The organism is Streptococcus mitis (genome assembly GCF_002096835.1).
In the GTDB taxonomy this organism is placed as follows: domain Bacteria; phylum Bacillota; class Bacilli; order Lactobacillales; family Streptococcaceae; genus Streptococcus; species Streptococcus mitis_W.
Genome location: NZ_NCVG01000020.1, coordinates 1 through 19,888, shown reverse-complemented (window position 1 = coordinate 19,888; position 19,888 = coordinate 1). Strand labels below are relative to the sequence as shown.

Sequence of the window (19,888 nt, the reverse complement as noted above, 5' to 3'; positions counted from 1 at the left end):
TTGTCTCAGGACAGGCTTTTTTTTAATAGAGATGAAAATTTCTTGACACCTATTCTCAGAGTGCTATACTGTAAGTGTAATCGCCGATTTAGCTCAGTTGGTAGAGCAAGGCACTCGTAAAGCCTAGGTTATAGGTAGATAAACGACTGAGGATTTGAAAAAATAGATATGTAGAAGATAACCGTTAAGTCTTATTCTTAGCGGTTATTTATATTGTTTAATAGCGCTGATATTTCATCAATGATGTTTGACTTTGTGATGTTGCTAGTGCTTTAAGTTGATTGCTACTATTTTTGATGGTGTGAATGTTCTGATAATGTACCCCAGCTAACTACGAAAGTTTTTGACTCTATATTTTTAATGTGTGTTAAAAAACAAATTAACGCATATTAATTTTTCTTGACTTAAAAATTTTTAATTGATATACTATTTTCAGAGAGTTAACAATTATATATAAATGCACTACTCTATTTCCTAGATAATACTTAGTAAAACTTTTTATAACAAAGGCTAGCAAAGTTAAAGTTTACTATCTATTGGAAGTTAAATAAATATGTAAGGAATTAAAATGAAAAAAAGTACAGTATTGTCATTAACCACAGCTGCAGTTATTTTAGGAGCATATGTTCCTAACGAGGTAATCCTAGCAGATACACCTAGTTCTGAAGATTCTTTAAAAATACCTGATAAAGAAACAGTAGTAGTAGGTAAACAAAACGAAAACAAAGAAAAACTTGAAGATATTCATAATGTTATAGAAACTTCAAAGGATACTGAAGAAAAGAAAACAACAATTATTGAGGAAAAAGAAGTTGTTAGTAAAAATCCTGTAATAGACAATAACACTAGCAATGAAGAAGAAAAAATCAAAGAAGATTCCAATCAATTCCAAGGAGATAAAGCGGACTCGTCTGCAAGTAAAGACCCAGAAAGTCCCAAAAAAGAGGATAAACTTGTCTATATTGCTGAATTTAAAGATAAAGAATCTGGAGAAAAAGCAATCGAGGAATTATCCAATCTTAAAGATACAAAAGTTTTATATACTTATGATACGGTTTTTAATGGTGTTGCAATAGAAACAACTCCAGATAATTTGGATAAGATTAAACTAATAGAAGGTATCTCATCTGTTGAAAGGGCACAGAAAGTCCAACCGATGATGAATCATGCCCGAAAGGAAATTGGAGTTGAGGAGGCTATCGATTACCTAAAGGCCATTAATGCTCAATTTGGGAAAAATTTTGATGGCCGGGGTATGGTCATTTCAAATATAGATACGGGAACGGATTATAGGCATAAGGCCATGAGGATTGATGATGATGCTAAAGACTCAATGAGATTTAAAAAAGAAGACTTAAAAGGCACTGATAAAAATTTCTGGTTGAGTGATAAAATTCCTCATGCATTCAATTATTATAATGGTGGTAAAATTACTGTAGAAAAAGCTGATGATGGAAGCGATTATTTTGATCCACATGGGATGCATATTGCAGGGATTCTTGCGGGAAATGATACTGAAAAAGATATCAAAAACTTTAATGGAATAGATGGAATAGCGCCTAATGCACAAATTTTCTCTTATAAAATGTACTCTGATGCTGGATCTGGATTCGCAGGAGATGAAACAATGTTTCATGCTATTGAAGATTCGATCAAACACAATGTCGATGTTGTTTCAGTATCATCTGGCTTTACGGGAACAGGTCTTGTAGGCGAGAAATATTGGGAGGCTATTAGAGCGTTAAGAAAAGCAGGCATTCCAATGGTTGTAGCTACGGGTAACTATGCGACTTCTGCTTCAAGTTCGTCATGGGATTTAGTGGCAAATAATAATCTGAAAATGACAGATACTGGAAATGTAACGCGAACTGCAGCACATGAAGATGCGATAGCGGTCGCTTCTGCTAAAAATCAAACAGTTGAGTTTGATAAAGTTAACATAGGTGGAGAAAGTTTTAAATACAGAAATATAGGTGCCTTTTTCGATAAGAATAAAATCACAACAAATGAAGATGGATCAAAAGCTCCTGATAAATTGAAATTTGTATATATAGGCAAGGGTCAAGACCAAGATTTGATAGGTTTGGATCTTAAGGGCAAAATTGCAGTAATGGATCGAATTTATACCAAGGATTTAAAAGATGCTTTTAAAAGAGCAACGGATAAGGGCGCACGTGCCATTATGGTTGTAAATACTGTAAATTACTACAATAGAGATAATTGGACAGAGCTCCCAGCTATGGGATATGAGGAGGATGAAGGAACTACTAGTCAAGTTTTCTCAATTTCAGGAGATGATGGTGTAAAGCTATGGAATATGATTAATCCTGATAAAAAAACTAAAGTCAAAAGAAATAATAAAGAAGATTTTAAAGATAAATTGGAGCAATACTATCCAATTGATATGGCCAGCTATAATTCTAATAAACCGAATGTAGGTGACGAAAAAGAGATTGACTTTAAGTTTGCACCTGACACAGACAAAGAATTGTATAAAGAAGATGTCATAGTTCCAGCAGGATCCACATCTTGGGGACCGAGAACAGATTTGCTTTTAAAACCTGATGTCTCAGCACCAGGTAAAAATATTAAATCCACTCTCAATGTCATTAATGGGAAATCAACTTATGGTTATATGTCAGGGACTAGTATGGCAACTCCAATCGTGGCAGCTTCTACTGTTTTGATTAGACCAAAGTTAAAGGAAATGCTTGAAAGACCTGCCTTGAAAAATCTTAAGGGAGATGACAAAATAGACCTTACAAGTCTTACAAAAATAGCCCTACAAAATACTGCACGGCCTATGATGGATGCGACTTCTTGGAAAGAAAAAAGTCAATACTTTGCATCACCTAGACAACAAGGAGCAGGGCTAATTAATGTTGCTAATGCTTTGAGAAATGAAGTTGTAGCGACTTTCAAAAACACGGATTCTAAAGGCTTGGTAAACTCTTATGGTTCTGTTTCTCTTAAAGAAATAAAAGGAGATAAAAAATACTTTACCGTTAAGCTTCACAATACATCAAACAGACCTTTGACCTTTAAAGTTTCAGCATCAGCGGTAACTACAGATGCTCTAACTGATAGACTAAAACTGGATGAAACATATAAAGATGAAAAATCTCCAGATGGTAAGCAAATTGTTCCAGAAATCCATCCAGAAAAAATCAAAGGAGCAAATATCACATTTGAGCATGACACTTTCACTATAGGCCCAAATTCTAGCTTTGATTTAAATGCGGTTATAAACGTTGGAGAGGCTAAAAATAAAAATAAATTTGTAGAATCATTTATTCATTTTGAGTCAGTGGAAGAAATGGAAGCTCTAAACTCTAACGGGAAGAAAACAAACTTCCAACCTTCTTTATCAATGCCCCTAATGGGATTTGCTGGGGATTGGAATAAGGAACCAATCCTTGATAAATGGGCCTGGGAAGAAGGTTCAAAATCAAAAACAATGGAAGGTTATGATGATGATGGTAAACCAAAAATTCCAGGAACCTTAAATAAGGGAATTGGTGGAGAACATGGTATAGATAAATTTAATCCAGCAGGAGTTATACAAAATAGAAAAGATAAAAATACAACATCTCTAGATCAAAATCCAGAATTATTTGCTTTCAATAACGAAGGGATCAACGCACCATCATCAAGTGGTTCTAATATTGCTAAAATTTATCCTTTAGATTCAAATGGAAATCCTCAAGATGCTCAACTTGAGAGAGGATTAACACCTTCTCCACTTGTATTAAGAAGTGCAGAAGAAGGATTGATTTCAATAGTAAATACAAATAAAGAGGGAGAAAATCAAATCGACTTAAAAGTCATTTCGAGAGAACACTTTATTAAAGGAATTTTAAACTCTAAGAGAAATGATGCAAAGGGAATCAAATCTTCTAAACTAAAAGTTTGGGGCGACTTGAAATGGGATGGACTCATCTATAACCCTAGAGGTAGAGAGGAAAATGCACCAGAAAGTAACAATAACCAAGATCCAGCTACTAGGATAAGAGGTCAATTTGAACCGATTGCAGAAGGTCAATATTTCTATAAATTTAAATATAGATTAACTAAAGATTACCCATGGCAGGTTTCCTATATTCCTGTAAAAATTGATAACACAGCTCCTAAGATTGTTTCGGTTGATTTTTCAAATCCTGAAAAAATTAAGCTGATCACAAAGGATACTTATCACAAAGTAAAAGATCAATACAAGAATGAAACTTTATTTGCTAGAGATCAAAAAGAACATCCTGAAAAATTTGATGAGATTGCCAACGAAGTGTGGTATGCAGGAGCTGCTCTTGTTAATGAAGATGGAGATGTTGAGAAAAATCTTGAAGTAACTTATGCAGGTGAGGGTCAAGGAAGAAATAGAAAACTTGACAAAGACGGAAATACCATTTATGAAATTAGTGGTGCAGGAGATTTAAGAGGAAAAATCATTGAAGTAATTGCATTAGATGGCTCTAGCAATTTCACAAAGATTCATAGAATTAAATTTGCTGATCATGCTGATGAAAAGGGGATGATTTCCTATTATCTCGTAGATCCTGATCAAGATTCATCTAAATACCAAAAGCTTGGAGAAATTCCTGAATTTAAATTTAAGAATTTAAAAAATGTTAAAGATGATAGCCTAAACAAAGAGACAACTGAGGTAGAAAATCATCATCATGAAAATGAAGAGGCTACCGAAGAAAAATCTAGCTTTACTATCAATAAAGCCATTTCAACAATTAGAGATTTTGAAAGCAAAGATTTAAAGAAACTCATTAAAAAGAAATTTAGAGAAGTTGATGACTTTACAAGTGAAACTGGTAAGAGGACAGAAGAATACGATTATAAATACGATAATAAGGGGAATATCATTGCTTATGACGATGGTAGTGCCTTACAATATGAAACTGAAAAACTTGACGAAATAAAATCAAAAATTTATGGTGTTCTAAGCCCGTCTAAAGATGGACACTTTGAAATTCTTGGAAAGATAAGTAACGTTTCTAAAAATGCCAAGGTATACTATGGAAATAACTATAAAACTATAGAAATCAAAACGACCAAGTATGATTCCAATTCAAAAATGATGACCTTTGATTTATACGCTAATATTAATGATATTGTGGATGGATTAGCTTTTGCAGGAGATATGAGATTATTTGTTAAAGATGATGATCAGATAAAAGCTGAGACTAAAATTAGAATGCCTGAAAAAAATAAGGAAACTAAAGCAGAATATCCCTATGCATCAAGTTATGGGAATGTAATAGAATTAGGGGAAGGAGATCTTTCAAAAAACAAACCAAACAATTTAGCTGAAATGGAATCTGGTAAAATCTATTCTGATTCAGAAAAACAACAATATCTGTTAAAAGACAACATCATTCTAAGAAAAGGCTTTGCACTCAAAGTGACTACCTATAATCCTGGAAAAACAGATATGTTAGAAGGAAATGGAGTCTATAGCAAGGAAGATATAGCAAAAATACAAAAGGCCAATCCTAATATAAGAGTCCTTTCAGAAAAAATAATTTATGCTGACAGTAGAAATGTTGAAGATGGAAGAAGTACTCAACCAGTATTAATGTCGGCTTTGGACGGCTTTAACATTGTAAAATATCAAGTGTTTACCTTTAAAATGAACGATAAAGGGGAGGCAATCGATAAAGATGGAAATCTTGTAACAGATCCTTCTAAACTTGTATTATTTGGTAAGGATGGTAAAGAGTACACTGGAGAGGATAAGTCCAATGTAGAAGCTATAAAAGAAGATGGCTCAACGTTATTTATTGATGCAAAACCAGTAAATCTTTCAATGGACAAGAACTACTTTAATCCATCTAAATCTAATAAAATTTATGTACGAAATCCAGAATTTTATTTAAGAGGTAAGATTTCTGATAAGGGTGGTTTTAACTGGGAGTTGAGAGTTAATGAATCGGTTGTAGATAATTATTTAATCTATGGAGATTTACACATTGATAACACTAGAGATTTTAACATTAAGCTTAATGTTAAAGACGGTGACATCATGGACTGGGGAATGAAAGACTATAAAGCAAACGGATTCCCAGATAAGGTAACAGATATGGATGGAAATGTTTATCTTCAAACTGGCTATAGCGATTTGAATGCGAAAGCGGTTGGAGTACACTATCAATTTTTATATGATAATGTTAAACCAGAAGTAAACATTGATCCAAAAGGAAATACTAGTATCGAATATGCTAACGGAAAATCTGTAGTCTTTAACATCAATGATAAAAGAAATAATGGATTCGATGGTGAGATTCAAGACAAACATATTTATGTAAATGGAAAAGAATACAAATCATTTGATGATATTAAACAACTAACAGATAAGACACTAAACATTAAGATTCTTGTAAAAGATTTTGCAAGAAATACAACTGTAAAAGAATTCATTTTAAACAAAGATACGGGAGAGGTGAGCGAACTAAAACCTCAGATGGTAACTGTGACCATTAAAAATGGAAAAGAAATGAGTTCTAAGATAGTGTCGGAAGAAGATTTCATTTTACCTTTCTATAAGGGGGAATTAGAAAAAGGCTATCAATTTGATGGCTGGGAAATTTCTGGTGTCGAAGGGAAAAAAGATGCTGGTTATGTTATTAATCTATCAAAAGATACCCTTATAAAACCTGTATTCAAGAAAATAGAGGAGAAAAAGGAGGAGGAAAATAAACCTACTTTTGATGTATCCAAAAAGAAAGATAAGGTGCAAGCAAATCATAATCAATTAGATGAAAGTCACAGAAAAGAGGATTTACAAAGAGAAAATCATTCACACAAATCTGATTCAACTAAGGATGTTACAGCTACAGTTCCTGATAAAAACTTTGAAAATAAGAAGGAAGTTTATCTTAATGAACAAGAGAACATAGCTAATAAACATACTAACATTGATAGTAAGTCGGATACTAATAATACTGATAGACTACCAAAAACCGGGACAGTTAGCGAAGTATTCACGTCATTAGTTGCCGGAATAATGTTTACCGTAGGTGCATTTCTTGGATTGAAGAAAAAAGATTAAGATGAAGACAGAAGCTATAGATGAAAAAATGGTTTATGTACTGAGATAGCGTGATGATGAAACAATTTTGTAAAAATAGCCATCTATAACTCAATAATTCAATTATTTAGTTTACTTTGCTATTGATACTCTTTTTGGATTTATTAATGGACTTAGTTTCGATAACTAATGAATTGATTGAAAGGGTTAGAATTGACAATATTGATTAGAAAATAGAGTCTATCAAAATTTAAAAGCTAATAGAGGTGATGAGACAATTTCAAGGAATTAAGTAGCGTTTGGTTGCTTAATTCCTTTTTATTTGGAAGGAAGTTTTTCATCTGCTTCCTTATTTTATTGCTACTATTCAACCACTTAGACCGATATAGAGACCAGATAGGCAAAAGAACTTGTTCTTGAAACTGACCTCTGCTATAATGATTTTTGTAAGGGACGTGAAGGGGTAGTATTAGATAACTCAAGTTCCTAAAAAAGAAATTGGAGATAAAGAAATGAAAAAATTATTGGGGATTGTATTTTTAGTAGCAGCAACGACAGTATTGTATTTTGGTTCTATTGGCTGGCCAAGTTTGGATGTCAACCTCTGGTCCCTGATTCCGATAGGCTTGTTCCTCTATTTTACCCTAGAGAATCTTTTGAAAAAGGATTACAAGGCTAGTCTGATGTGTCTGATTATTGCCTTTATCATTGCGAATGCGATTTTGGATTTTTTGCCAATTTCAAGTGGCTTGGTGATTGGAGCAGGTGTGCTGGCTTGTGTAGGTATTGGTTATCTCCTTCCGGATAAAGAAAGTAAATAAGAATTATTAAAAAAGATATAAAGAAAAAACACTTCAATCACTGTATTTAGTTTGATTGAGGTGTTTTCGATTTAGTTTTTTATTTCTGAGTAAACAATTCAACAATCATCTCGATATACATGACAAGGGTTACTAAAAATCCTGCACGCCAGAAGAATTTGATGAATTTAGGATAGTAAAAGCTGCGTTTTTTCAAAAGGAAGAAAAAGACGAGAATAATGGCTAGGAGTGAGAGGACTAGCCCCAGTCTAGGGAGGAAATTATGGGTAAAGGTTTTAGACGTAATAAGATAATACTCAAATATCAAGACTGGAAAGGCCAAATCCGCAAAGTTTCGGCCTAGTTTTTTTAATCTAAAAAGTTTGGTTATGATAATGCAAACGACTAAGGTCAGTATCAATAATAAAATAGAGGCTAATTTCATTAAAATCATACCCATATTGTATCATAAAAAATCGCTAATGGAAACGAGAAACAGAGGAATTTATAGTAAAGTCAGGCTTTTGAGATTGTGAGTGTTTTTTGTTATAATGAAGGTTATGAAATCTTATAATACCTTGAATGATTATTATCGAAAACTTTTTGGAGAAAAGACTTTTAAAGTCCCTATTGATGCGGGGTTTGACTGTCCCAATCGTGATGGGACTGTGGCTCATGGAGGCTGTACTTTTTGTACGGTTTCAGGTTCTGGAGATGCTATCGTAGCACCGGACGCGCCTATCCGTGAGCAATTTTATAAGGAAATTGACTTTATGCACCGTAAGTGGCCAGAGGTCCAGAAGTATCTGGTTTATTTTCAAAATTTTACCAACACCCATGAAAAGGTGGAAGTGATTCGGGAGCGCTATGAGCAGGCTATCAATGAGCCAGGTGTAGTAGGAATCAATATCGGAACGCGCCCAGACTGTTTACCAGACGAAACCATCGAATATTTGGCTGAGTTATCGGAGCGCATGCATGTGACGGTTGAATTGGGCTTGCAGACCACTTATGAAACAACCTCTGATTTGATTAACCGTGCCCACTCCTATGAGTTGTACGTGGAAACGGTCAAGCGTTTGAGAAAGTATCCAAAGATTGAGATTGTTTCCCATCTGATCAATGGACTTCCTGGTGAAACCCATGAGATGATGATTGAAAATGTCCGCCGCTGTGTTACGGATAACGATATTCAAGGAATTAAACTGCACTTGCTTCACCTGATGACCAATACGCGTATGCAACGAGATTACCACGAGGGACGTTTACAACTGATGAGCCAGGACGAATATGTTAAGGTCATCTGTGACCAACTGGAAATCATTCCCAAACATATCGTCATCCATCGCATCACAGGAGATGCACCTAGAGATATGCTGATTGGTCCTATGTGGAGCCTCAATAAATGGGAAGTTCTAAATAGTATTGAGATGGAGATGCGACGTCGTGGAAGTGTTCAAGGATGCAAGGCTGTAAAACAGGAGTTTGAAAATGAAAAGACCACTTGAACTGGCACATGATTTTTTGGCTGAGGTTGTAACTCAGGATGATATCGTAGTGGATGCGACTATGGGAAATGGCCATGACACGCTTTTTTTAGCCAAGCTAGCCAAGCAAGTATATGCCTTTGATATTCAGGAGCAAGCCTTGGAAAAGACGCAAGAGCGTTTGAACCAAGCTGGAATGACAAATGCCCAGTTAATCTTGCAAGGCCATGAGACACTGGACCAGTTTGTGACAGAAGCCAAGGCAGGGATTTTTAATCTGGGCTATTTACCGTCAGCTGATAAATCTGTCATTACCCAACCTCAGACGACTATTGAAGCATTAGAAAAGCTGTGTCATTTGCTTGTCAAAGGTGGACGGATTGCTATCATGATCTACTATGGTCATGAAGGAGGCGATCTAGAGAGGGATGCTGTCTTGGATTTTGTTAGCCAGTTGAACCAACAAGAGTACACAGCTGCCATTTACCGAACTTTAAACCAAGTAAACAACCCACCATTTTTAGTGATGATTGAAAAATTAGAGAGATATAGACATGGATAAACAATACCTACGTGAAAAGCTGGATGCCATGCGCCAGAATTTTGTTGAATCAACCCAACACGAACGAGCGGTGGGTGTGTTAGACCAAGCACACATGAGCAAAAAAATGCTTAAAATCAAGAAAAAATTAGTTGCTCTTGAGATGGAACGGTGCCAGAGAAAAATTGAGCACAAGGATTGTTCCAAGATTGATCAAAAAATCAAAGAGCAGAAGGAGATATTTGAATCCTGTTGTAAAAAAAATTAAGGAGGAAGTCCGTGGAATTACTGATTTACCTTATCCTATTTTTACTGGTCTTGATTGTCTCAAGTACAACCAATAAGCTCCTGCCCTTTTTGCCTCTCCCTTTGGTGCAGATTCTTTTGGGAATCGTGATTGGTCTTTTTTTACCCAATACCGACTTTCACCTCAATACGGAGTTGTTTTTGGCACTGGTTATCGGGCCCTTGCTTTTCCGAGAGTCGGAGGAAGCAGATATTACGGCTATTTTAAAACACTGGCGAATCATTGTTTATCTCATATTTCCAGTGATTTTCATCTCGACCCTGAGTTTGGGTGGCTTGTCCCATCTTCTTTGGCTCAGTCTTCCCTTGGCGGCTTGCTTGGCTGTTGGGGCGGCACTTGGCCCTACGGACTTGGTAGCCTTTGCCTCTCTTTCGGAGCGGTTTAGCTTTCCTAAGCGCGTGTCCAATATCCTTAAGGGTGAAGGACTCTTGAATGATGCTTCTGGCTTGGTTGCCTTTCAGGTAGCTTTGACAGTTTGGACAACTGGGGCCTTTTCCCTTGGGCAAGCGAGTAGTTCGCTCATCTTTTCAATCCTAGGCGGTTTTTTGATTGGCTTTTTAACAGCCATGACCAACCGTTTCCTCCATAGTTTTTTACTTAGTGTACGAGCAACGGATATTGCCAGCGAACTTTTATTAGAATTGAGTTTGCCCTTGGTAACCTTCTTCCTGGCAGAAGAAGTCCACGTTTCAGGGATTATTGCCGTTGTAGTTGCTGGGATTTTAAAGGCAAGCCGTTTTAAGAAAATTACGCTCCTTGAAGCCCAGGTGGATACGGTGACCGAGACGGTCTGGCATACAGTGAATTTTATGCTAAACGGTTCTGTCTTTGTGATTTTAGGGATGGAGTTGGAAATGATAGCAGAACCTATCTTGACCAATCCAATCTATAATCCCTTACTTTTATTGGTATCTCTTATAGCCCTTACCTTTGTCCTCTTTGCCATTCGTTTTGTCATGATTTATAGCTATTATGCCTATAGGACTAGACGTCTCAAGAAAAAACTGAATAAGTATATGAAGGACATGCTTCTTTTGACTTTCTCAGGTGTTAAGGGAACCGTGTCGATTGCTACGATCCTTCTGATACCAAGTAATCTAGAACAGGAGTATCCTCTCTTGCTTTTCCTTGTCGCAGGTGTGACGCTTGTAAGCTTTTTAACAGGCCTCGTAGTCTTGCCTCATCTTTCTGATGAACAGGAAGAAAGTAAGGACTATCTCATGCATATTGGCATTTTGAATGAAGTAACGATAGAGTTGGAAAAAGAGTTGGAAGATACCAGAAATAAGCTCCCCCTCTATGCAGCCATTGACAATTACCATGGACGAATAGAGAATCTTATCTTGAGTCAAGAAAATAAGGGGGCTCAAGAAGACTGGGAGGCCTTGAAACTTCTTATCCTCAGTATTGAAAGTGATGGTTTAGAACAGGCTTACGAAGAAGGCAAGATGAGTGAGCGTGCTTATCGAGTCTACCAACGTTACTTGAAAAACATGGAGCAAAGTATCAATCGTAAGTTTGCTTCACGTTTGACCTATTATTTCCTTGTTTCCTTGCGGATTTTACGTTTTCTCCTTCACGAAGTCTTTACCTTTGGCAAGACCTTCCGCAGTTGGAAAAATGAAGAATCACAGAAACTCAGAGCCCTTGACTATGATCAAATTGCAGAGCTCTATCTAGAAAATACAGAGATGATTATCGAAAGTCTGGAGAACCTAAAAGGGGTTTATAAGAGTTCTTTGATCAGTTTCATGCAGGATTCTCGTCTCAGAGAAACAGCTATTATCACCAGTGGTGCCTTTGTCGAACGGGTTATCAATCGTGTCAAACCCAACAATATCGATGAAATGCTGAGAGGCTATTATCTGGAGCGCAAGTTGATTTTCGAATACGAAGAAAAACGATTGATTACGACCAAGTATGCCAAGAAGTTACGACAAAATGTAAATAACCTAGAGAACTATTCCTTGAAGGAAGCTGCCAATACCCTGCCTTATGATATGATGGAATTGGTAAGAAGAAATTAATCAAGATTATAAGTGAAGGAGTATGATATGAAGAAGTGGTGGAAAGAGCTGATAGATAAGCCCTTATTAAAAGCTTTTTTGCATTATTATCAAGCATCAGATAGTGAGTTAACCAGTGTCGCAGTAGCCTACTATTGGTTGATTTCGATTTTTCCCCTGCTTTTGGTGGTAGTTAATATCCTCCCATATTTTCAGATTCCAGTTTCTAATTTTTTAAAGGTTGTCAATGAATTCTTGCCGGATACCATGTATGATGTGGTCGCAAAGATCATTACAGAAGTGCTGACCCAACCGTCAACGGGTTTATTGAGTTTTGCGGTTTTGTCAGCCCTCTGGACCTTTTCAAAATCTATGAATTTCCTGCAGAAAGCCTTTAATAAAGCTTACGGAGTATCAAAAAATCGTGGAATGATTTCCCATCAACTCATGAGTTTGTTTGTCAGTTTTGGCTTGCAGATTCTCTTTGCTTTAGCTCTGTTTTTGAGTGTCTTTGGCCGTATGCTCCTCAACCTTGTCAAAAGCTATTGGAAATCGGATAGTCCTCTTTTTGATTATCTGCAAGACCTAACAGGCCCTTTGGTCTATGCCTTGATTTTTGCCATCCTGGTCATGCTCTACTATTTTCTACCCAATGTTAAGGTGCGAAGGATTCGCTCTGTATTGCCAGGTAGTGCCTTTGTCTTGTTGACCCTGGTCTTACTACTCAATATCTTTTCAGTCTATGTTAACAATTATGTCAATCACCTAGTGGACGTGCGTTTTTTCAGTTCCGTCGTAGTGGTGGTCATGATGTTCTGGTTTATTCTCATCGCTAAGATTTTGATTGTCGGCGCGGTTATCAATGCCAGTGTTCAGAGTTTGAAAGATCCGAGCTTTAGAATAAATTAACTCATTTTTTATCCATTACAAAACGCATATTATCAGGCTTTATAAAACCTTGATAATATGCGCTTTTTTGATTGTAAAAATTAATAGATAAACATGGCATCACCAAAACTAAAGAAGCGGTAGTGTTCTTGGATGGCATGGTGGTAGGCATCTAAGACTAATTCACGGCCTGCAAAGGCAGAAACCAACATGACCAGAGTTGATTTTGGCAGGTGGAAGTTGGTTGAGAAGGCATCCACGACCTTCCATTCATAGCCAGGTTTGATAAAGATATTGGTCCAGCCAGAATCTGCTTGGATTTGCCCATCAAACTTGGAACCAATAGTTTCCAAGGTGCGGATAGAAGTGGTTCCGACAGCGATGACACGACCACCGTTTTCTTTAACAGAGCGAAGAGTGGCAGCAGCTTCTTCAGAAAGTTGGTAGAATTCTGAGTGCATTTCGTGTTCTTCCAGATTATCCACAGAAACAGGTCTAAAGGTTCCGAGTCCGACATGAAGAGTCAGATAGACTAGATGAACACCCTTAGCTTGGATTTCTGCCAGTAGTTCTTTGGTGAAGTGAAGACCAGCAGTCGGTGCAGCAGCAGAGCCGCTTTCCTTGGCGTAGACCGTTTGATAGCGTTCACGGTCATCCAATTTTTCGTGGATATAAGGTGGTAGCGGCATTTCTCCCAGACTTTCCAAGACTTCTAGGAAAATTCCTTGGTATTCAAAGCGGACAATGCGGCCCCCGTGAGTCAATTCTTCCGTAACGATAGCGCTGAGACGGCCATCACCAAAGTTGACACGAGTACCGACCTTGAGGCGTTTGGCAGGTTTAGCCAGAACTTCCCACTCATCACCACTAATGTTTTTGAGTAGGAGCAGTTCCACATGACCTCCAGTTTCTTCCTTTTGACCATAGAGGCGGGCAGGGAGAACGCGGGTATCGTTCATGACAAGAGCATCACCAGGTTCCAGCATATCAATAATAGAGTGGAAGTGTTTATCCTGCATTTCTCCCGTCTCACGATTGACGATAAGGAGTTTAGAGGCATCTCGTTTTTCAAGGGGTGTTTGGGCAATCAATTCCTCAGGCAAGTGGAAATCAAAATCAGCTGTATTCATATTTCTGTTCATTCTTTCTAAGTTCTAATCTTATCCATTATAACATGTTTCAAGTATAGTCGCTCTTTTTTTGAAAATTAAATCGTTTTCACTTGACAAAAATTGGTCTATACCATATAATAAATATAGACAGAAATGGAGGATGAAAAGATGAAAGTTATTAAAGTTGAAAACCAAATCGAAGGTGGAAAAGTTGCTTTTGAGATTTTGAAGGAAAAATTGGCCAATGGAGCTCAAACCCTAGGACTTGCGACAGGAAGCAGCCCACTTGAATTTTACAAGGAAATTGTTGAGAGTGACCTTGATTTTTCAAATCTAACCAGTGTCAACCTTGATGAGTATGTAGGGCTAGATGGGGACAACCCACAGTCTTATCGTTACTTCATGCAAGAAAACTTGTTCAACCAAAAACCATTTAAAGAAAGTTTTTTGCCTCGTGGTGTTAAGGATCATGCTGAAGCTGAAGTTGAACGCTACAATCAAATTTTGGCTGACCATCCTGTTGATTTACAAATCTTGGGAATTGGTCGCAATGGACATATTGGATTTAATGAACCTGGTACTCCTTTTGACAGTCAAACGCATCTAGTTGAACTGGACCAGTCTACTATTGAAGCCAATGCGCGCTTCTTTGACAAGATTGAAGACGTCCCAACCCAAGCTATTTCAATGGGGATTAAAAACATTTTGGATGCCAAGTCTATTATTCTCTTTGCTTACGGTGAGTCGAAAGCAGAAGCCATTGCCGGAACAGTATCTGGCCCAGTGACTGAGAACCTACCTGCAAGTAGCCTCCAAAATCACTCTGATGTAACCATCATCGCAGATGCTGAAGCGCTTAGCTTACTCGAAAAATAAAAAAGCAATGTTCTATTGAACGCTTTCAACTCTTGTATAAATGGAAGAAAAAATGGTAAATTCCCAAACTAAGTTCCACCGCTAATCCAAGTGGAAGTTAGTCTGATAAAAATCCTAAAAACCAGTGGAAATCCGTGTCAGGGTAAGTTCCACTGGTTTTAATCATGCTTGATTTCATCGCTTTTGTAAGCAAAATGATTAGAATAAGTTGCCCGATAGCTTTGAAGGTTTCACCGCGCTCTAAGCCCAATTGGATATCATTGCGGTCTGAAAGGGTAAGGTGTTTATGTTTTGTCATAGTAGACCTCATTTCTAACTCAAACGTCTCAGACTTAATTCCACCATAAAAATCCGTTTTAGACTAATTTCCACTTCGGTTAGGTAAGTGGAAGTTACTTTGAGAAGTTATGCATAAACCGTATCATATCAAGCTAAGTTCACAATGTTTGATTTATAAAATGAAAAGGAGTATAATGAGTTAAGTCAGTCTAAAATATGCATAAATATTTTAGGGGGGGGCTTTTTATTTGTCCTTCCATTGTATATTAACCGATAATTATCGGAAAAGGAGCAAAATGATATATGTTTTATAAAGGTAATGAAGATAGAGAAAAGCGCTTGCGGTTTTCGATTCGTAAGGTTAGTTTTGGTGCTGCTAGTGTTGCAGTAGCAGCCTTGTTCATGTTTCCAGGAAATGGGGCAGTGTCTGCCACAGAGCAAGGTGTACCCTCAACCAATGAAGAAACTCAAAGCTCACCATTGAAAGACCCAGATGTCCAGAATGTAACCTACGGGGCGACTCCAGTAGTCAGTCAGTTGGATGGAAATTCTGGTAGCAGTGAGACTACTGCTCCGAAAGGTCAAGAAGAGACAAGTACTCCAACACCTACTGATGTAAGCGGTTCATCAGTAGCGTCGTCTAGTGTTTCAGCAACAGAAGCTGGTAACAAGACTGATAGGTCATCTTCTACTCCATCAACAGAAGAAGTAGAAGAAAAGGCTAGACCTACCTTGGATAAAAAACAGCTGGAAGATTACGTAGCAGAAATTGATGCTAAATTAGCCTCAGGTAGCTATGCGACTAAGACAGATGAAAGTGTCGCAACCCTTAAAGAACATTTAGAATTAGCAAAACTTGCCCTAACAACAGCCACAAGTCAAGAGGAGTTAACAAAAGCTTACAGAAAACTTCTTATGACAGCTAGCAGCGGTTTACGTAATAAGCCTAAAGCGCAAGTGGAAAGTCCTAAACTAGATACCACAGAAGGAAAAGCGACTGTCGGTAAGAAAGCAAGCAATACTGAGAAAGCTACAGGAACCAACTCTATCGCAAACTCAGGACAACATGATCCACGTAATAGACAAGCCCTAGATAGAAACAATCCATTCCGAACAGATGGGACCACTACAAATGATGACCTGTATGCGAATCAAACGTATGAAGCACCTGCAGAGAATGCTGATTTGGCTACTTTAACTGATAAATTAAAAACATTGCCTAACTATATTGAGAATAATAAAAAAGTACAAGATATGAATACTTTAGGGGCTGAAAAAAGAGTTACAGCTGGAAGCGTTGCTGAAATTACTGAATTTGGTGGCTGGAAAGCAGTAAAACAAGAAGATGGAAGTGCAGGGAAGTTTGCTATAGCTAGAGTAACTGACAAAGGAGTATTTCCGGTTGAAACTATGAATATTTTAGGAGATCGGGCAGCAGCGTATATTGGAGAACAATCGTTTGATAGAAATAGTAAATATATGTTGTTTCTATCAGAAGTAAGAACTCGAGCTACAAAAACAAAGGAATCATTTGATAGTGTTGCATGGTTAGATAATGATGGAACATTTGCAGAACATACGTCAAAAGCCGTAAAAGGGTATAATGGAATTGAAAAAACTTTTAAAGTATATTCATCAGATAAACAAACCAATGTAGATTTAAATTTTAAAACAGGATTTAGCGGACACTTAGATCATAAATCGGGTAGTACTAGGGCTAAGTATAAGGTTGAAGTATTTAGTATTGATAGTCATAATGTTGAAACCAAAGTATATGACACATCATTTGATCCGTCAGTTGCCGCAGATAATGATGTTATGAAAGTAACTCCCGCAAAGGATAGTATTTCAATAAAGCCATCGTTTAATATACCAAAAAACAATAAAGAGGCTGCCTTAGAAGAGTTTGCAAAGGATGTTTACAAACCTTATGCAACAGGTGGGTTATTTACTGCTAAAAACATTATTTTACCAGAAGGAGCAAGGTTATATAAAGTTAGGATTAGCACAGCTGATAACGGGAGATTGGGTCTAGATTATCATTCGAACTATGAGGCATACGCTTTACCAGTTACCGGTTTAGACTTCAATATTAATCAAGATACTGGTGCAATCGCAAAAAAATTATTATCTCGTATTTATGATAAGTTAAAAGCAACTGAAACAGCAGATGTAGATGGAAAGACAAATGAAACAAAAGCTGCGTATTTAGCAGAATTAGAAAAAGTTAAGACACTTGTAACGAGTACGGATGTTAAGAAGACAGCAGAATATAAAGAAGCTTTAGAGTCAACTTTGTCGAAACAATTGGCATTAAGAGTTGATAAAACAGGTTTAATAGAGTCAAAAACTTTACTTGATGGTTTAGTGAACGAAGATCCAACACCAGGGAAGACTCAAGATACTGCTACTGCTTATAATGCAGCAAAACAAGAAGCTATTAAAGCGATTGAAGCAGCAAAAACAGTTATTGATAATGAAAATGCAACTGTAGCAGAGGTTAGAGATACTTTAGAAACAGTTAATGCCAAACAAAAAGCTTTACAACGAGCCAAAGATGGATTAATCGCAGCAGCCACAGCAGACGAAAAAGCTAAATTAAAAGCAGATTCTGAAGCATTGAAAAAAGCAGATACAAGAGGTAAAACACCAAATAGTATTGATGCCTATAATACAAAATTTGAAGCGTTAAAAACACAATTAGAAGCAGCAAAAACTGAAGCTGAAAAAGTTTTAGCAAAAGAAAATAATGCGACTAAAGAAGAAGCTAAAGCAGCACAAGCAAAAGTAGATGCAGTAAAAGCAGAATTAGATAAAGCTGTAGCCTTATTAAAAGATAAAGGTAATACAGAAGGATTAGAAGCAGCTAAAAACGAATTAAAAACAGCAACAGAAGCGACAAACGTTACAGACGGCAAGACAACAGAGTCTGCTGACAAATACAATGAAGCTAAAACAGCAGCAGAAGCAGTAGTAAAAGAAGCAGAAGGCGTGATTGCTGATGTGAATTCAACAACTGAAGATGTTGCGAATGCTCTAACAAAAGTAAATGCAGCCAAAGCAGTGCTAGATGATGCTAAAAGTAAATTAGTAGAAGCAGCCACAGCAGACGAAAAAGCTAAATTAAAAGCAGATTCTGAAGCATTGAAAAAAGCAGATACAAGAGGTAAAACACCAAATAGTATTGATGCCTATAATACAAAATTTGAAGCGTTAAAAACACAATTAGAAGCAGCAAAAACTGAAGCTGAAAAAGTTTTAGCAAAAGAAAATAATGCGACTAAAGAAGAAGCTAAAGCAGCACAAGCAAAAGTAGATGCAGTAAAAGCAGAATTAGATAAAGCTGCAAAATTGTTGAAGGATCTTGACAGAGAAGCTGCTAAAAAAGAAATTGCTGATGCCGCTAAAACAGCGACGGATGCTATTGAAACTAGTACAAGCTTAACGCCAGAACAAAAGACAGAAGAAAAAGTCAAAGTAGCTAAAGAAGCAAAAGATGCAACAGTTGCCATTGATAAAGCGACAACTGAAGCTGAACTAGATAAAGCTTTACGTACATTCCTATACCAAATGGATCAAGATTCATTAGTTTATGAACGACCATCTTTTGACCTTGGAGCATTCATTCAATCATCTATTACTGGAGTAGTAACAGTTGAACGTGGTGAAGCGATTCGTCAAGCTGATATCATTGCTAAACTAAACTTACCAGAGAGTATTACGGTCATTAGCATAGACTTACCTGATACAACTACATTAGGTAGAAAGTTTGCTAAAGTAACTTTAAGATTAGCAGATGGAAAAGAAATAACTGTAAAAGTACCGGTTATAGTTGTTGCTTCACAAAGTGGGGAGTCTAAACCAGAAACTTCTCTTCCAGATTATGGCAGAAATAACGGATCAACTAACACTGATGCAAAAGTGGATAAAGCGAAGTTAGAAGGTGCTATTCGTCAATTAGATGAACTAATCATCCAAGAATCAGCTAAGCTTGATGCAGAAACTGCAAAAGAAGCGAATGCATTATCAGCAGATGCTAAGAAAGTATTTGCTAATGCAGACACAAGTCAAGCAGAAGTGGATGCAATGATTAAACGTATCGAAGACTTCATGGCGAAAGTTGCTCTATCAACTGATCATGCAACTCCAACTAACGACCAAGCTGCTCAAACACCAGCTGTAGCTCCAACTACTACTCAAGCAGCAGTTAACGCTGGTCACATAGCATCAGCACAAGCAAGTGTGCGTACAGTCGCTAAAGAATTGCCAAACACAGGTACAGTAGATTCTGTAGTATCTATGGTAGTAGCGGCCGCAAGTGCATTACTTGGTCTTGGTCTTGCAGGCCGTCGTCGTAAAGAAGACGAAGAAGCTTAATTGGTAGATTGTTTGATAAACATCAGATGATAATACTCAATGAAAATCAAATAGCAAACTAGGAAGCTAGCCACAGGCTACTCAAAACAGTGTTTTGAGGTTGCAGATAGAACTGACGAAGTCAGTAACATATACCTACGGCAAGGCGAAGCTGACGTGGTTTGAAGAGATTTTCGAAG

At 37.1% G+C, this 19,888-nt stretch carries 11 protein-coding genes and 1 pseudogene; 9 read left to right on the top strand and 3 right to left on the bottom strand.

From position 1 onward, the window contains the following. The first annotated feature begins 568 nt into the window (after window positions 1–568). Window positions 569–7,057 carry a S8 family peptidase gene (locus B7699_RS03220; protein ID WP_084927136.1) on the top strand — a complete coding sequence of 2,163 codons (6,489 nt, stop codon included), beginning with the start codon at window positions 569–571 and terminating at the stop codon, window positions 7,055–7,057. A 491-nt stretch (window positions 7,058–7,548) separates the two neighbouring features. Next, on the top strand, window positions 7,549–7,857 hold the full coding sequence (locus tag B7699_RS03215; RefSeq protein WP_084927135.1) for a hypothetical protein: 309 nt from the start codon (window positions 7,549–7,551) through the stop codon (window positions 7,855–7,857). Window positions 7,858–7,936: 79 nt separating this feature from the next. On the opposite strand, the gene B7699_RS03210 is transcribed toward B7699_RS03215, so the two are convergent. Next, on the bottom strand, window positions 7,937–8,296 hold the full coding sequence (locus tag B7699_RS03210) for a DUF3397 domain-containing protein (RefSeq protein WP_084927134.1): 360 nt from the start codon (window positions 8,294–8,296) through the stop codon (window positions 7,937–7,939). Window positions 8,297–8,387: 91 nt separating this feature from the next. Here B7699_RS03210 and mnmL point away from each other — a divergent pair, with 91 nt between their 5' ends. From mnmL to B7699_RS03185, 5 genes are read left to right on the top strand one after another with little or no spacing between them, the layout of a single operon-like run. Next, window positions 8,388–9,344 (top strand): tRNA modification radical SAM protein MnmL/YtqA, encoded by a 957-nt coding sequence (gene mnmL / locus B7699_RS03205; protein ID WP_084927133.1) that lies wholly within the window; start codon window positions 8,388–8,390, stop codon window positions 9,342–9,344. Then, entirely contained in the window at window positions 9,328–9,885 is a 558-nt protein-coding gene (mnmM, locus tag B7699_RS03200) for a tRNA 5-(aminomethyl)-2-thiouridylate-methyltransferase MnmM (RefSeq protein ID WP_084927132.1), read from the top strand. The genes mnmL and mnmM overlap by 17 nt, the downstream gene beginning before the upstream one ends. Further along, on the top strand, window positions 9,878–10,132 hold the full coding sequence (locus B7699_RS03195; RefSeq protein WP_000361091.1) for a hypothetical protein: 255 nt from the start codon (window positions 9,878–9,880) through the stop codon (window positions 10,130–10,132). Before mnmM ends, B7699_RS03195 begins: the two co-directional genes overlap by 8 nt. Before the next feature lie 11 nt (window positions 10,133–10,143). Beyond that, a complete protein-coding gene (locus B7699_RS03190; RefSeq protein ID WP_084927131.1) occupies window positions 10,144–12,198 on the top strand; it encodes a cation:proton antiporter in 2,055 nt (684 codons plus the stop codon). A 27-nt stretch (window positions 12,199–12,225) separates the two neighbouring features. Next, window positions 12,226–13,086: a YihY/virulence factor BrkB family protein gene (locus B7699_RS03185; protein WP_084927130.1), complete on the top strand. Its 861-nt coding sequence runs from the start codon at window positions 12,226–12,228 to the stop codon at window positions 13,084–13,086. Between the two features lie 80 nt (window positions 13,087–13,166). On the opposite strand, the gene queA is transcribed toward B7699_RS03185, so the two are convergent. Next, a complete protein-coding gene (gene queA / locus B7699_RS03180; RefSeq protein ID WP_084927129.1) occupies window positions 13,167–14,195 on the bottom strand; it encodes a tRNA preQ1(34) S-adenosylmethionine ribosyltransferase-isomerase QueA in 1,029 nt (342 codons plus the stop codon). Between the two features lie 150 nt (window positions 14,196–14,345). Here queA and B7699_RS03175 point away from each other — a divergent pair, with 150 nt between their 5' ends. After that, complete coding sequence (locus tag B7699_RS03175; RefSeq protein WP_000864590.1) at window positions 14,346–15,053, top strand: glucosamine-6-phosphate deaminase; 708 nt, start codon at window positions 14,346–14,348, stop codon at window positions 15,051–15,053. Between the two features lie 199 nt (window positions 15,054–15,252). On the opposite strand, the pseudogene B7699_RS09405 reads toward B7699_RS03175, so the two are convergent. Next, a pseudogene (locus tag B7699_RS09405) lies at window positions 15,253–15,351 on the bottom strand (helix-turn-helix domain-containing protein); the annotation flags it as partial. A 284-nt stretch (window positions 15,352–15,635) separates the two neighbouring features. Between B7699_RS09405 and B7699_RS03165 the strand changes: the two are divergent. Next, window positions 15,636–19,709 (top strand): YSIRK-type signal peptide-containing protein, encoded by a 4,074-nt coding sequence (locus B7699_RS03165; protein WP_084927127.1) that lies wholly within the window; start codon window positions 15,636–15,638, stop codon window positions 19,707–19,709. The last annotated feature ends 179 nt before the right edge of the window (window positions 19,710–19,888 follow it).

Bases quoted from the DNA above. Each gene is read 5' to 3' on its own strand.
- B7699_RS03215 (WP_084927135.1), top strand. From the start codon at position 7,549: ATGAAAAAATTATTGGGGATTGTATTTTTAGTAGCAGCAACGACAGTA.
- B7699_RS03185 (WP_084927130.1), top strand. From the start codon at position 12,226: ATGAAGAAGTGGTGGAAAGAGCTGATAGATAAGCCCTTATTAAAAGCT.
- queA (WP_084927129.1), bottom strand. From the start codon at position 14,195: ATGAATACAGCTGATTTTGATTTCCACTTGCCTGAGGAATTGATTGCC.
- mnmM (WP_084927132.1), top strand. From the start codon at position 9,328: ATGAAAAGACCACTTGAACTGGCACATGATTTTTTGGCTGAGGTTGTA.
- B7699_RS03175 (WP_000864590.1), top strand. From the start codon at position 14,346: ATGAAAGTTATTAAAGTTGAAAACCAAATCGAAGGTGGAAAAGTTGCT.
- B7699_RS03165 (WP_084927127.1), top strand. From the start codon at position 15,636: ATGTTTTATAAAGGTAATGAAGATAGAGAAAAGCGCTTGCGGTTTTCG.
- mnmL (WP_084927133.1), top strand. From the start codon at position 8,388: ATGAAGGTTATGAAATCTTATAATACCTTGAATGATTATTATCGAAAA.
- B7699_RS03220 (WP_084927136.1), top strand. From the start codon at position 569: ATGAAAAAAAGTACAGTATTGTCATTAACCACAGCTGCAGTTATTTTA.
- B7699_RS03195 (WP_000361091.1), top strand. From the start codon at position 9,878: ATGGATAAACAATACCTACGTGAAAAGCTGGATGCCATGCGCCAGAAT.
- B7699_RS03210 (WP_084927134.1), bottom strand. From the start codon at position 8,296: ATGGGTATGATTTTAATGAAATTAGCCTCTATTTTATTATTGATACTG.